Raw genomic sequence first — 14,537 nt, 5'->3', positions numbered from 1 at the left:
ACGCGCCGGTATAATCCGGCCTACAAAAGGAAAGACGCCGTCAGGGGAATTGTTGACACCGATAATATTCAATCAGCACGGCCGCTGCGTCAGTTTGCGCGCGATATCACCGTGATCAACGGCAAGCGCGTGACGCGCACCGGGAGCGCGCCTTCAAGGGCGGCATAAAAGGCATCGACCTCGAACGTGCTGAAGACGCCGGTCACCGTTAGCTGCTTGAGATGGGCGTCGGTGAACACGACCGTGCCGCCGCCATACCTGTGCATGTCGTCCACGACTTCGCCCAGCGGCTTGTTGTCGAAGATGACGTCGCCGCGACGCCATGCGCTGATCGCGTTGGCGTCTACGGCAGAAGGAACACCAAGGCCGCTCCTCCTTTCGTATCCGACACCCTGCCCCGCGGCGACGGTGACGCTCGGTTGGGCTCCGTACGAGACGCGGACGGCATGCTCCGTGACCGCGATGCGTGCGCCCTCATCGTTCATGCGCACGTTGAACTGGGTTCCCAGAGCCCGAACGCTCCCTCCATTCGCCTCGACGACGAAGGGACGGCCGGGCTCGGCTGCAACGGTGGCGTAGATCTGGCCGTCGCGCAGCACGATGCGCCGCTCGGTCGACGAGTAGCGCACGTCAAAGCTCGTCACAGCGTCCAGCACGATCTCCGTCGCGTCGGCGAGCTTCACCACGCGCCGCTCTCCGATTCCCGTTGCTTCATCGGCGAGCCACGCATCAGCACGGCCGAAGGCTCCAGAGTAGGCGAGCGCGGCTCCGACAAGGATCGCAGCGGCGACGATGCCGGCTACGGGCGGTGTACCCTTGCGGCGCAGCGCCGGGCCGAGCCGGCTCCACATGTCCTCGGCGCGCCTCGACGCGTCGCGGTTAGCAGGCGTCGCTGCCTTCCAGTCGTGATAGCGCTGCCAATCGTCCTCGGCCTCTTCTCCCGAATGAAGCCGCACAAGCCAAGCGAGTGCCTCCTCGGTGAGAGGATCGAGCGATTGGGCGTTGTCGTCTGGCATTCCCCGGAGCTGCCGCATTGCCTCACCTACCAGACAAGACGCGCGTACCGATGAAGTTGACAGTCCTCGGGATCATCGTCCGGCTTCCATCAGGCGCATAACGCAATGCGTGAGAGCGCGCATGATGTACTTGTTGACCATGCTGGGGGAGACGCCGAGCCGGCGGGCAATCTCCGCGTGCGTCATCTGCTCGACGCGGTTCATCACGAGCGCGGCGCGTTGATTGGGGGTGAGCTCGCCCAGAGCGCGCACGAGGATGCGATATTCCTGCCGCGCAGCGAGCTGATGCTCGGGCGAGGGTGCGGGGTCGGCGATCTCGCCGACGGCTGCATCGTCGATGGCTGCTAGGCGGCCCCTGCGGCGCTCTCTGCGTCCGAAGTCCAGGATGAGATTGCTAGCGATGCGCCACAGGAAGAAGCGCGGCGCCTCAGGAACGGCAACAGCTTGCCTGGTGTGCGCGATGTAGCGAACGAACGCGTCCTGCACGACATCGGATGCCGCTTCGCGGTCGCGCAGGCGCCCATACGCAAACGAGCCAAGTTCGCGGTGATAGACGCGAAACAGGCTGTCGAAATCTGTTGCGGTGGGCTGCGAGTTCATGCGGTACGCGGTTTCCAACACGGAAGCAGGTGAAGAGCGCCTGAGCTTCCTACGTAACGCCCACGTTATTTTGCTGCAATCCCAGCGATTTATATCGACTCTAGGGTGTAGCAACAGGCATGCCCCAAAACCATACCAATAAAGTCATGTTTTCGCGTGGTTTTCGGCTGTGGTGGCCTTCGCCCCATGGCCGCCGCGCCCTTCGCGTCAGGCGACAGATCACGATCGAGCGTTGCCTTGCAGCCACAAACATCACTTCGCTGACGGCGCGACCTTCGACCCGATTACGATCAAGCAGTAGCCAGCCGTAACGACGGGTCCGCGGCTTTCGGGTCCTTCCTATAATTCTCCGAGACTACTCAGCGGCGGCGAGTGACTTGAGAGACGCGATCAGATCGCCGAACCGTTCGCCCTGCACGACGATGTGCCTGCGCGCGCAGGCTGCGGCCTGCGCCTGATCGAATGCCAGTATCGCGTCGATGATGGACTGATGTTCCGCGAGGGACGCCGACACGCGATGCCGAACGCGCAACTGGAGGCGACGATACGCCTTGAGGCGGCGATGAAGCTGCCGACACTGCGTGATCAGGAAGGCGTGGTGGCTCGCTGCATAAAGCGCATCGTGGAAGGCTTCATTGGCGTAGTAGTAGCGATCGACGTCGCCGGATTTTGCCGCGCGCTTGCACTCGGCATGCGCTGAGACGATCGCCTTCTTGTCCGCCTCGGTATGGCGACGGGCGGCCAGCCCCACGGCCATGGCTTCGAGCTCGGCCATGACATCGAACATTTCGACGAGCGTATCGGCGTGCAGCTCGGTGACCGTGGCTCCGCGGCGCGGTTGAATCTCGACGAGGCCTGCCGATGCGAGCTGGTGGAGGGCCTCGCGCACCGGCGTCCGGGAGACACCAAAGCGCTCCGCCAGCGACACCTCGTCGAGGCGGGAGCCCGGCAGGATCTGGCCGGTGACGATCTCCTCTTCGAGGGCATCGCGAAGTTTAGCGGCGCTGCTCAGCTCTTTTGTCATGTCTTTGGCCATGGCTCTTTGGTCATGGCTCATCGTATACAATATTATTGACTCTGGATACAGTTTGATGCTTCTGACAATACAGAGCGGCGGCGGGAAAGCCCAGGCTGCTGCCGGCCAGAAGACATGTGCGGTCTGGAGCCACGGTTATGGGGCGAAGCTATTTCCAGGATCTGCTGAGCTCCATCGCAGAACGGGGGCGTGAGTTGATCCGGGGCGACTCGGCGGCCCCGCAGCAATCAGCGGGTGACTTGTTCACGATGACCCGGGCCCTGCTTTCGGGGCGCGGCGAAGCATCCGGCGTGGCGCTGGCGCAGGACGTGCTTGGCGCATACGCGACTGCCGACAAGAGCACGCGCGGGGCCTTTTTGAAGTCGCTGGCGCTCGATTATGGGCCGGAGGAGGAGCGTCTAGAGAAGGCGGCGCGCGCCTATCTCGATGAACGCTCGAGCGAGGCCATCACTGAATTGACGGCGGCGTCCGAGCCGCGTCGGCAGGAGGTCATTCGCCGCCTTAACCGCGCTCCGGGAGGAACGGCAGCGCTGGTGCGCATGCGCCAGAACGTTCTCGAATTGCTGCGCGCCGATCCGATGCTGTCGCCGCTCGATGCCGACTTCTCGCACCTGCTGTCGTCATGGTTCAACCGCGGCTTCCTGGTGCTGCGCCGCATCGACTGGACGACGCCGGCGAACATTCTGGCGAAGATCACCGAGTACGAGGCGGTTCACACCATCAAGAGCTGGGATGACCTGCGCAACCGCTTGGAGCCGCCTGACCGGCGTTGCTATGCGTTCTTCCATCCGCAGATCAACGATGACCCGCTGATCTTCGTCGAGGTGGCGCTGACGCGCGACATTCCTGGCGCCATAGCGCCGCTGCTGGACCTGAAGCGTGAACCGCTCTCCCCTGCCGAAGCCTCGGTAGCGGTGTTCTATTCGATCTCGAACTGCCAGCGCGGACTGGCTGGCATCTCGTTCGGAAACTTTCTGATCAAGCAGGTGGTGGAAGAGCTGAAGCGGGAGATGCCTCAGCTATCGACCTTCGTGACGCTTTCGCCCGTGCCGGGGTTTGCGAAGTGGCTGGCGGCAGAGTGCGCCACCGTGCGGTCTCCATTCATCCACCGGGCCGGCCTCGAGGCTTTGCAGAGGTTGCGCGATCCAGATTGGATGAATGCGCATGCGGGGGAAGTGGGAGAGCCGATGAAGGAAGCAGCGGCTGCATACTTCATCAAGGCGAAGACGCCGCAAGGCCGCCCCATCGATCCGGTGGCGCGCTTTCATCTCGGCAACGGCGCAAGGCTCGAGCGCATCAACTTCATGGGCGATGTCTCGCCCAAGGGCATCACTCAATCCTATGGGCTGATGGTGAACTACCTCTACGACCTCGGCGCCATCGAGAAGAACCACGAAGCCTATGCCGAGCAGGGAGAGATCGTGACGTCGCCGACGGTGCAACGCCTGTTGCGCAATGCGTCTGCCGATCGCCTCGCCCTGCCCGTTCCACAACACTGAGCGCGCTCAAGGAGATTGTCATGTCTGGAAATCTGTTCTCCCTCATCCGGGCGCGAACCGAACGGGTGTCGGCGCCATTCATCGTGTCGCCGGCGGGTCAGGTGACGAGCTATGAAGCGGCGTTTTCCGAATCTGCAAAGCTCGCCAACCTGCTCGTATCAAAGGGCGTGAAGCCGGGCGACCGCGTTGCCGTGCAGGTGGAAAAGTCGGCTCGCGCGCTCATGTTGTATCTCGCCTGCCTGCGCGTCGGCGCCGTCTATCTGCCGCTGAACACAGGCTACACGCTCGCCGAGATGGAATACTTCATCGGGGATGCCGAGCCGCGGATTGTCGTGTGCGACCCGGCAAAGCTCGCGGGCATTTCAGGGCTGGCGCGCGAGCTTGGTGTCGCGCACGTCGAGACGCTCGATCGCAATGGGATCGGGACAGTGAGCGAGGAGAGCGGCGACCTTGCCACGGAATTCTGTGACGTCGAACGCACTGGCGATGATCTCGCTGCGATCCTTTATACGTCGGGCACGACCGGCCGGTCGAAAGGCGCGATGCTAACGCACGCCAATCTCACATCGAATGCCAGCGTCCTGAAGGGATCGTGGCGCTTCACCGCTGACGATGTGCTGCTGCATGCGCTGCCGATATTCCACACGCACGGCCTGTTCGTCGCCACCAACGTCACGCTGATGGCGGGATCATCGATGGTGTTGCTGCCGAAATTCGATCCCCACGAGATCTTCCGGCTTTGGCCGGGGGCCACGACGATGATGGGCGTTCCGACGTTTTATACGCGGCTGCTGGATGACCCACGCCTCACGCGAGAGACAACGGCGAACATGCGCCTGTTCGTTTCCGGTTCGGCACCGCTGCTGGCGGAGACGCATCGCGCGTGGGAACAGCGTACGGGGCATCGTATCCTCGAGCGCTACGGTATGACCGAGACGAACATGATCACGTCGAACCCGTACGAGGGCGAGCGCATCCCAGGATCAGTGGGGCCAGCATTGTCCGGGATCAGCGTCCGCGTTTGCGATCCCGAAACGGGGGCAGCCAAGCCCGCGGGCGAGGTCGGCATGATTCAGGTGAAGGGCCCGAACGTATTCAAGGGCTATTGGCGCATGCCGGAGAAGACGGCAGCGGAATTCACGCCCGATGGCTACTTCATCACGGGCGATCTCGGTAAGATCGACGACAACAACTACGTGTCGATCGTCGGGCGCGGCAAAGACCTCGTGATCTCGGGCGGCTACAATGTGTATCCGAAAGAGGTCGAGGCGGAGATCGACGCCATGGGCGGCGTGTTCGAGAGCGCCGTCATCGGCGTGCCGCACCGCGACTTCGGCGAGGGCGTTACCGCCGTCGTCGTCTTGAACCAAGGTGCTGAGCTCGACGAGAAGGGCGTGCTGTCGGTGCTGGAAGGCAAGCTCGCGAAATACAAGCTGCCGAAGCGCGTGCTGTTTGTGGATGCGCTGCCGCGCAACACGATGGGCAAGGTGCTGAAGAACGAGCTGCGCCAGACCTACAGGGATTTATACATGCACTGAAGCGCGCGGTGTAACGCCGGAACATCGGCTACGTGGTAGCCGACAAGAAGAGGCCCGGGGCATCACCCCGGCCTTGTTCTTATTCCGCGCAGCTGGTGCGGGACGCCCTGCGCTTACGTGGCTGCTAGTGCCGCTCCTCGCGCGTGTGCGGTTGTCCCAAAGCCCGCGGCATGGCGAAGGCCTCCCGCTCGCGTCCGCGCGTGCTCGCCCAGACCATCACCGCGAGGGTGGCGAGATACGGTGTCATCATCACGAAGTACTGGGGCACCTGCAGGCCGATGGCCGCGACGCGCGGGATAAGCGCCTCGATACCGCCGAAGAGAACGGCACCAGCGAGTGCGCGCCATGGATGCCAGCGGGCGAAGATGACGAGCGCGATGGCGATCAAGCCGCGACCACCCGACATGCCATCAACCCAAAGCTTGGCGATGCCTATGGAGAGGTACGCGCCAGCCAGACCGACCAGCGCGGCGCCAGCCATGACGGCGCCATAACGAACGAGGTTGACGCTTACGCCTGCCGCGTCGGCGGCATCCGGCCCGTCACCGACGGCGCGAAGTTTCAGCCCGATGACGGTGCGATTGAGGACGTAGACGACACCGATAAAGATCGGAACCAGAAGGTAGCAGACGATGTCCTGCTGGAACAGGATCGGTCCAACCACGGGAAGGTCCGACAGCCCCGGCACGTTGAGCTTTCCGAGACCCGCGATCGGCACGTTGAGCCAACCCGCCCGCGTAGCGATGAGACTGGTCAAGCCCTGACCGAGAAAGATGATGGCGAGACTGGCGATCACCTGGTTGACGCGCAGTGTGACCGTCATCACTGCGAAGATGAGCGAGAAGAGGCTCGTTACGGCGGCGGCAATGAGCAAGGCAGCGATCGGGTATCCGCCGAGCAGCAGGATGGCTCCGACGCCCGACAGCGCGCCGACGAGCATGTAACCTTCGGCGCCGAGCGTCAGCACGCCGGACTTCTCCGACACGATCAAGCCGAGCGCTGCCAGGGCGAATGGTGCGGCGAAGCCTGGGATGTTCGCGACCCAGTTGATGAAGAAGTCTGTCATTGCGTCTACCTCGCCAGACGTAAGCGGAAGCGGTTGAAGAACTCGAAGCCGGCGACCGAGATGACGATGACGGCCTGGATCAACTGCACGATCGCGCCAGGCACCTGGTAGAACACCTGAAGGCTCTGGCTGGCGACGAAGAACGTTGCCACCAGAAGCGAGACGAGGATGGCGCCGATCATGTTGTTGCGGGCGAGGAAGGCAATGAGGATGCCGGAGAAGCCGTAGCCCAGGAAGAAGCCCTGCGTCAGGCGGTATTCCACACCGGAACTGATGGTGAAGCCGGCAACGCCCGCGAGCGCGCCCGACAGAAGCGCGGCGCCGAGCGTCACGGCGATCACCGGAATACCCATCGCCAGCGCCATCTTCGGATTCGACTGCACAATGCGCGTATAGAAGCCGAAGCGGCTGAGGCTGAACAGCCACCAGCAGAATAGCGTCAGCACCAGCGCGAGGGGCAAAGCATACGTGAGGCTCTCCCATCCCAGCTGCGGAAGGCGCTCAGCTGCGGTGTACTGCTCGGAGTTGGGGAAGCTGCTCTTCGGGTCGCGCCAGCCTCCGTAAAGAAGATGCAGCAGGAAATTGACGGCGACGTAGTTGAGCAACAGCGTCGAGATGATCTCGTTGACGCCGAAGCGGATGCGCAGCAGCGCCGGGACGATGATCCAGGCCATGCCGCCGATGGCGGCGGCGGCCATCATCAGCGGCAGGCGCAGCGGCTCGGGTCCGATGTCATTGATGGCAACAAACGTCGCGGCGATCGAGCCGAATATCATTTGCCCTTCGATGCCGATGTTCCAGAACTGCACCCGGAAGGCGACGGCAGCACTCAGGCCGACGATCAGCAACGGCGCGAGCTGGGTCAGCAGGGATGCGACATTCGTCGTATTGGAGAAGATGCTCTTGAATTCGACGACCAGCCCATCGGCCGGAACCCCTGCCGCCAGCAGGATAAGGAACGAAAGCCCGAGGCCCGTTGCCATCCCACAAAGAAGCACGAGAGTTTGAAACCAAATCGGCGCGTGCTGGCGCACTTCGAGCAGCAAACCGGGAATGCGCCGGCCCATCGAGGGCGGCGCGGGCGGCTGCTGCGGGCGAGCCATGCCAATGTTCAACTGCATCTCAGTCATGGTGCACCATCGCCTTGCCCAACAGTTGCCGGTCAGCGGGCGCTTCGAACTCTTGCACGATACGGCCGCGCGTCATGACGCCGATGCGGTCCGACATCAGCATGATCTCGTCGAGGTCCTCGCTGATAAGCAGAACCGCGGCGCCGGCATCGCGCGCCTCGAGCAAGCGTCGGCGTACCTCGCTGGTCGCGCGCGCATCGAGACCGCGGCTCGGGCTGTGAGCCACGACAATGCGCGGGGGCGAGGCGAGCTCGCGGGCAATGACGAGCTTCTGGGCGTTGCCGCCTGAGAGCAGCGACGCCTTCTGACGTGTGGAGCGAACGCCCAGAACTTCAAAGGCGCTGACTGCGTCATTGGTGCTGGCCGCTCCCGAGCGCCAGTTGACGCGCGTCCAGGAGCCGAAGCGGCCGTTGCGCACGCCGGTGACAATATAATTCTCGCAAATCGACAATTCGCCAGCCAGGCCGTAGGTCGCTCGGTCGGCTGGGATGCAGACCAGCCCCAGCTTGCGCCTCTCCGCAGGACTGCTGCGACTGATGTCGCCTGCTCCGACGAACTCGAGCGTTCCGCCGGTCGGCCTGTTCACGCCCATCAGGATCTCGGCTAGCTCGGGCTGGCCGTTGCCACCAACGCCAGCGATGCCGTAAAGCTCGCCTGCGCGCAGCGTAAGATCGACGCCATGCAGCGTACGGTGCCCGTCGGCTCGCGAGCCCGTGATGCCCTTGAGGTGGAGCACAGGCGTTCCAATCGCCTTTGCGGGATGGCGCGTCTCGCAAACAGCCTGACCGATGATCTTGGCTGTGAGGTCCGCGAGTGAGCTGCCCTTTGGATCAGCGGTGGTCACGGTGCGCCCGCCCCGCATGATCGTGACGCGGTCCGCGAATGCCTTTACCTCGCCGAGCTTGTGCGTAATCAGCACGACCGCGGCACCCTTGGCGGCCAACGTGCGCATGACTTTGAGAAGGGCTGCCGCCTCGCTGTCGGTCAGCACGGCGCTCGGCTCGTCGAGGATGATGATCTGTGCGCCGTTGACGAGCACCTTGAGTATTTCGACCCGCTGCTGCTCGGCAACGGACAACGCGCCGACAGGCCGGCTCAGATCAACGTCGAAGCCCATCTCTTCGCAGTGTTCGCGGACCGACTTCGCCACCTCGGCCAAGCCCGCGCGGTACTTGTCGGCGCCGGCGGCAAGCAGAATGTTCTCTACGGCATTGAAGGCCTTCACCAGTTTATAGTGCTGGTGCACCATGCCGATGCCGAGCCTTTTTGCGGTGGATGGTCCGTCTATGTGGACGTCGCGGCCGCTGACGCGAATGCGTCCTTTGTCGGGGCGGTAAAGACCGGCCACAATATTCATCAGTGATGATTTGCCGGCGCCGTTCTCACCCAGAAGGGCATGCAGCTCGCCCGGCACGAGGTCGAACGATGCATCCGCCACGGCCTGGAAGCCGTCGAAGGACTTCGATACGTCGTGGAGTTCGAGAATTGGCATGGCCCCACCAAAAGCTAGCGGGAGCGCGACGGAGAACCGTCGCGCCCCTGTCGATTACTTCTGGCTGATCACGCCATCGACGAACCAATCCATCTTCCAAAGATCGCCGTCGCTGAGGACCTGACCGGCCGCGACGCGCTCCTTGCCTTCGCGATCCTTGAGCGGGCCGGCGTAGACTTGGCGCTTGCCGTCGATGATCTCCTGGCGCGCGGCGGTGATCTTGTCGGCGACGTCCTTCGGCACGGCATCGCCGCAACACTTGATGTCGGTGCCGCCGTCCTTCATGGCGATGAAGGCGCCGTACTCGCTCGGCGTCCAGCCGGTCGACAGCTTCTTGATTTCAGGTCCGAGGAAGCGGTCCCACACCCAGACCGACGAGCACTGCGTCGCCTTCGGCGCGAACTCGGAAAGGTCGCGGTGATGACCAGTGCCGTAGACGCCTTTTTCCTGCGCGACGATCTGCACAGCAGCAGTGTCGACGTGCTGGCCGACGACGTCGATGCCCTGCTCGATCAGAGCCTGCGCAGCGGCGCGCTCCTTGACGGGATCATTCCACGCGCCGGTGTAGACGACGGTGACGGTGGCCTTGGGGTTGACCTGACGCGCGCCCATTGCGTAGGCGTTGACGGTCCAGTTCACCAGCCCGAACGGGTTGGCAGCGACAAAGCCGAGCTTGCCAGTCTTCGAGGCACCAGCCGCAGCCATGCCGCACAGATACTGGCTCTCGTAAGTGCGCCCGTAGAAGCTCTCCAGGTTGGGGCCGTTCGTCGTGCCGGCCGGATTGAGGAAGGCGACTTTGGGATACTTCTCTGCAAGTTCCTTGAACGTGTCGGAGTAGCCGAAAGCCGATCCGATGATCACGTTGGTGCCGCGCTGGATGAGAAGCTCGACAGCCGGGCGAATGGCGGTGGCGTTCTCGGGCACGTTCTCGATGACGGGAATGGTGATCCCCATGTCCTTCTCGAGCTTCTGACGCGCCTCGTCGAGCGCTTGCGACCAGCCGCCATCGTTCTTCTGGGCCAGAAGGATCATGGCAATCTTCGGCGGATTCTCGAGCTTGAATTCAGCCCTGGCCGGCGCGGCCGATATGACGGCCATCGTGGCTACCGCCGCAAGTAGCATCTTGAACTTCGCTTTCATCGTTCACTTCCCATCCTGCTTCGGCGAACTCGCCGCTTCCCCTGGTCAACACTCAGTTCGGATAGCTTCGCCTGTCTCATGTCCCCCCCGAGGACTGACACCGACGTTCGCTCTTCTCGCCATCCCTGGTGACGACCGTCGCCGGTCATCACGATGTTTCCACCCGTCGACGCCGTTACCCGGCGTCATTTGTCTAGTTTGCCGGCGCTGCCTTCTTCAGGGCTGCGTGTATGGCGCTCGGCGTTATCGGTACGTGGTAGAAGTGCTCGTGTGTCAGCGGTCGCAGCGCATCTTCGACAGCAGAAGCAATGACGGCCGCCACAGGGATGCATCCAGCCTCGCCGACGCCCTTGACCCCGAGCGGGTTCAACGGCGTTGGCGTTTCGAGATGGAGGATCTCGACAGGCGGAATTTCGGTCGCGTAGGGGACTAGGAAGTCCACGAAGTTCGCGTTGATGAGATTGCCTTCGGTGTCGTATTCGATGCGCTCATACATGGCGCCGCCGATGCCTTGCGCGATACCGCCCATGACCTGGCCCTCGACGATCGTCGGGTTGATCATGTTTCCGCAGTCGTGGATGCAGATGTAGCGCTTGATCTTGATGGCGCAGAGGTCGGGATCGACCTCGACGATGGCACCGTGCACGCCATAGGCCCATGTGGCGCTAGGCGGGCTGTAGTAGTCCGTTGCTTCGAGGCCCGGATGCTGGCCTTCCGCCAGCGGCGGTCCGTCGTGCTTGCTTGCGGGAGCAAACTGGGTGGCGGCCTTTGCAGACTCGTTGAAGGCGTAACGCAGCGGGTTGGTGGCCGTCGCGATGGCAGCGAGCGAAACAGAGCGATTGCTGCCTTTCACCCATGCTGCACCGTCGCGCAGTTCCAGGTCGTCCGGGCTCACCTCAAGCATGTTGGCCGCTGCCGCCAAGGTCTTCTTGCGGACGATCAGCGCCGACTTGTGGATGGCATTTCCGGACACCACCGCCGCCCGGCTGGCGAACGTGGCGACGCCCCAGTCGAAGGCCTTGGTATCGCCCTCGACGAGAATGACGTCGGTAACGGCTACGCCAAGCTGGTCGGCAACGATCTGGGCGAAGACGGTGTCATGCCCCTGCCCTTGCGACGTCAGACCCGTGTTGACGTAGACCTTACCGGTGATCGGATGAATTTTGATGTGGCCGCCTTCGTAGGGCCCGAGACCGGTTCCTTCGACGTAGAACGAAAGGCCGAGCCCGAGATAGCGACCCGCATCGCGCGCGGCCTTCTGCTGGCCCGCGAACTCTTCCGGCGCAAGCTTCTCGGTCAGCAGCTGCAGCGCCTTGTGATACTGGCCGCTGTCGAGGCTGACCGGCAGACCGTCGGCGAACAGCAGTCCCTTGCGCAGATACGGGAACTCGTGGTCGGCAATCAGATTGCGGCGACGAACCTCGAAGCGATCAAGGCCGAGTTCCTCGGCAAGTTTGTCCATCGCCCGTTCGATGGCGAAGTTCGCTTGCGGTCGACCGCAGCCGCGATAGGGCGTGACGACGACGGTCGGCGTGTAGACTGCCTTGAACTCTACGCGAATGTTGGGAATGCGATATGGCCCGGCGATCGATGTCGATGCGACCTGGGCCACGGCGATGCCGTAAGGAATGAAGGCGCCCGTATCGTGCAGGAAGCGGTCGACGAGAGCGATGACCTCGCCGTTCTTCTTGGCGTAGAGCTCGATCTCGTGGATCTGCGTGCGTTCCTGCGACGAGCCGATGAAGTTCTCGCGGCGGTCCTCGATGAACTTCACGGGGCGGCCGAGTTGCATCGCCGCAAACGGCACCAGAAGCTCATCAGGATAGAAGAGGAGCACTTTCTGGCCGAAACCTCCGCCGACATGGGGAGCGATCACGCGGACTTTGTCTTCGTCGAGATTGAAAATGGACGCCAGGCCGCCGCGGATGGCGATCGGGCCTTGCGTGCTGTCCCATACGGTCAACTCGCCCATGACCTTGTCGAAGGTCGCGGCGACCGCGCGACACTCCATCGGCGCTGCGGTCGAACGATCCACCTGCACGCGGATCTTCGTTACGTGCTCGGCACCGGCGATGGCGCTGTCGGGATCGCCGGAAATCTGCACCAGATCGGCGGCGATGTTGTTCGGGTGGGTCGGATGGACGAGCGGGGCGCCATCGAGAATTGCCTTCTCGAGGTCGATTTCCACCGGGAGCCGCTCGTAGTCGACATCGACGAGCGCTGCGGCATCCTCGGCCGTGTAGCGATCGACAGCCACGACCATCGCAACCGTCTGGCCAACGTAAAAGACGTCACCGCGCGCCAACGGGCGTTGGGTACGCGGGCTATTCATGCACGGATGCGGGATGAGTTGCGGCAACTCCAGATCGAGCGCCCCGATGTTGTCGCAGGTGTAGACGGCTGCGACGCCTGGATGCTGCTCGGCGAGTTCGGTCGAGATCGAATTGATCTTGGCTCGCGCAAACGGGCTGCGCACGAAGGCCACGTGCAGCGCGCCGGCCAGAGGAATGTCGTCGACGAACGAGCCCTCCCCGACCAGCAACTGCGGATCAATGTTCCGCTTGATGCGGGCACCGAACATTTTCGTCGACATCGGTGCCCCCTTAGCCCAGCGACATTGCCTTGGCCGCCTGACGTACGGCGGCGATGATGTTCTGATAGCCGGTGCAGCGGCACAGATTGCCCGAGATGATGTCTCTGATGCCCTCGTCAGAGAGATCGAGCGGCGCGCTGGAATTGAAGCTGCTGAGGATGTTCATGATCATGCCGGGCGTGCAGTAGCCGCACTGCAGACCATGACAATCGCGGAATGCTTCCTGCAGCGGATGCAGCGTGCCGTCTTTGTTGGCGACGGATTCGATGGTGCGCACTTCGCAGCCGGCGGCCTGTGCGGCGAAGGTGAGGCAAGAGCGGCCGGCAACACCGTCGATGAGCACGGTGCAGGCGCCGCAAACACCGTGCTCGCATCCGACGTGGGTGCCCGTCAGCCCAAGCTCGTGACGCAGAAAGTCCGACAGCAGCATGCGGGTGCTGACTTCTGCCGACACCTGCTCCCCGTTTACGGTCAGCTCGATGTCGACGGTAGAGTCAGCCGACTTGGTTGGAAGTTTTGTTCTTATCTTGGCGCGGCTCATTTGTGCATTTCCCTCAACGCGACCTCGTAAGCGCCTTCTCGACGGCCCGGACCACAAGACTTGCCAGCAGATCGCGCCGGTAGTCGTTGGTCGCGTGGATATCGTCGGGCGCTGTCACGTACTCCTTCGCCGCCTCGCTGGCGGCTTTGAAGGATGCGTCGGTGAGGCCCTGGGCCGCGAAGATCTGTTCACACGCCGTGAGGCGGATCGGGCGCGAGGCGACGCCGCACGCGGACAGCGACACGACATCCGTTGATCCCGCCCGCGTGACGATCGCCGCGACGGCGGCAATCGCATAGTCACCGTGGCGACGCGTGAACTCCTCGAATGCCCAGCCGGCGCCCTGAGGCAGAACGGGGAAATGCGCTTCGACGACGATCTCGTCCGGCTCGCGCGACGTCGTCATATGAAACTGGAAGAAGTCGGCGGCGGGAATCTCGCGGCGGCCGCGCGGGCTCTCGGTGATTACGGAGCCGTCCGTCACAAGCAGAATCGAGGGCATCTCAGCGGCTGCATCGGCGTGGCACAAGCTGCCGACCACGGTGCCGCGATTACGGATAGGAACGTGAGCGACGTGCGCCATCGTCTCACGGATCAGCGGATTGGCGCGGAAGACTTCGTCGTTGAGTTCGAGCTCGCGGTGACGCGTCATGGCTCGAACGATGATGTTGCCGCCTTCGATCGCAGTCCCCTTCAGTCCTTCGACATGCTGAATGTCGATGAGGCGACTCGGTGCGGCGAAGCGCATGTTGAGCGCGGGGATCAGACTTTGGCCACCGGCGAGAACCATCGCTGATGGATCGGCGGCAAGCAGGTCAACGGCATCCTTAAGCGAGCGGGGCGCACAGTACTCGAAGGGCGGTGGTTTCATCCTACCTCGCAAGCC

General features: G+C 63.1%; 12 protein-coding genes. 2 read left to right on the top strand and 10 right to left on the bottom strand.

The window, feature by feature from the left end:
• Window positions 1-89: 89 nt before the first annotated feature.
• The 3 genes from ACP15D_RS19865 to ACP15D_RS19855 all read right to left on the bottom strand — a co-directional run bounded on the left by ACP15D_RS19865 (window position 90) and on the right by ACP15D_RS19855 (window position 2,652).
• Window positions 90-1,016 (bottom strand): FecR family protein, encoded by a 927-nt coding sequence (locus ACP15D_RS19865; protein WP_424959132.1) that lies wholly within the window; start codon window positions 1,014-1,016, stop codon window positions 90-92.
• 72 nt (window positions 1,017-1,088) lie between these two features.
• Window positions 1,089-1,616: an RNA polymerase sigma factor gene (locus ACP15D_RS19860; RefSeq protein ID WP_424959131.1), complete on the bottom strand. Its 528-nt coding sequence runs from the start codon at window positions 1,614-1,616 to the stop codon at window positions 1,089-1,091.
• A 355-nt stretch (window positions 1,617-1,971) separates the two neighbouring features.
• Window positions 1,972-2,652 (bottom strand): GntR family transcriptional regulator, encoded by a 681-nt coding sequence (locus ACP15D_RS19855; RefSeq protein ID WP_424959130.1) that lies wholly within the window; start codon window positions 2,650-2,652, stop codon window positions 1,972-1,974.
• A 137-nt stretch (window positions 2,653-2,789) separates the two neighbouring features.
• Here ACP15D_RS19855 and ACP15D_RS19850 point away from each other — a divergent pair, with 137 nt between their 5' ends.
• On the top strand, window positions 2,790-4,151 hold the full coding sequence (locus ACP15D_RS19850; protein ID WP_424959129.1) for a malonyl-CoA decarboxylase: 1,362 nt from the start codon (window positions 2,790-2,792) through the stop codon (window positions 4,149-4,151).
• 20 nt (window positions 4,152-4,171) lie between these two features.
• A complete protein-coding gene (locus ACP15D_RS19845) occupies window positions 4,172-5,689 on the top strand; it encodes a malonate--CoA ligase (RefSeq protein WP_424959128.1) in 1,518 nt (505 codons plus the stop codon).
• Window positions 5,690-5,813: 124 nt separating this feature from the next.
• On the opposite strand, the gene ACP15D_RS19840 is transcribed toward ACP15D_RS19845, so the two are convergent.
• The 7 genes from ACP15D_RS19840 to ACP15D_RS19810 all read right to left on the bottom strand — a co-directional run bounded on the left by ACP15D_RS19840 (window position 5,814) and on the right by ACP15D_RS19810 (window position 14,522).
• A complete protein-coding gene (locus ACP15D_RS19840; protein WP_424959127.1) occupies window positions 5,814-6,755 on the bottom strand; it encodes an ABC transporter permease in 942 nt (313 codons plus the stop codon).
• A 5-nt stretch (window positions 6,756-6,760) separates the two neighbouring features.
• Window positions 6,761-7,885, bottom strand: a complete 1,125-nt coding sequence (locus tag ACP15D_RS19835; RefSeq protein WP_424959126.1) for an ABC transporter permease — start codon at window positions 7,883-7,885, stop codon at window positions 6,761-6,763.
• A complete protein-coding gene (locus ACP15D_RS19830; RefSeq protein ID WP_424959125.1) occupies window positions 7,878-9,377 on the bottom strand; it encodes an ABC transporter ATP-binding protein in 1,500 nt (499 codons plus the stop codon). Before ACP15D_RS19830 ends, ACP15D_RS19835 begins: the two co-directional genes overlap by 8 nt.
• A gap of 54 nt (window positions 9,378-9,431) precedes the next feature.
• The gene (locus ACP15D_RS19825; RefSeq protein ID WP_424959124.1) at window positions 9,432-10,517 is read right to left on the bottom strand and encodes a BMP family ABC transporter substrate-binding protein; all 1,086 of its coding nucleotides are present in this window, start codon (window positions 10,515-10,517) and stop codon (window positions 9,432-9,434) included.
• A 193-nt stretch (window positions 10,518-10,710) separates the two neighbouring features.
• Entirely contained in the window at window positions 10,711-13,110 is a 2,400-nt protein-coding gene (cutA, locus tag ACP15D_RS19820) for an aerobic carbon-monoxide dehydrogenase large subunit (protein ID WP_424959123.1), read from the bottom strand.
• A gap of 10 nt (window positions 13,111-13,120) precedes the next feature.
• Window positions 13,121-13,651: a (2Fe-2S)-binding protein gene (locus tag ACP15D_RS19815; protein ID WP_424959122.1), complete on the bottom strand. Its 531-nt coding sequence runs from the start codon at window positions 13,649-13,651 to the stop codon at window positions 13,121-13,123.
• 13 nt (window positions 13,652-13,664) lie between these two features.
• Window positions 13,665-14,522, bottom strand: a complete 858-nt coding sequence (locus ACP15D_RS19810; protein ID WP_424959121.1) for an FAD binding domain-containing protein — start codon at window positions 14,520-14,522, stop codon at window positions 13,665-13,667.
• Window positions 14,523-14,537 lie beyond the last annotated feature (15 nt).

Source organism: Hyphomicrobium sp. 1Nfss2.1, assembly GCF_965243865.1.
GTDB lineage: Bacteria > Pseudomonadota > Alphaproteobacteria > Rhizobiales > Hyphomicrobiaceae > Hyphomicrobium_A.
This window is presented reverse-complemented; position numbering and strand designations above follow the sequence as displayed.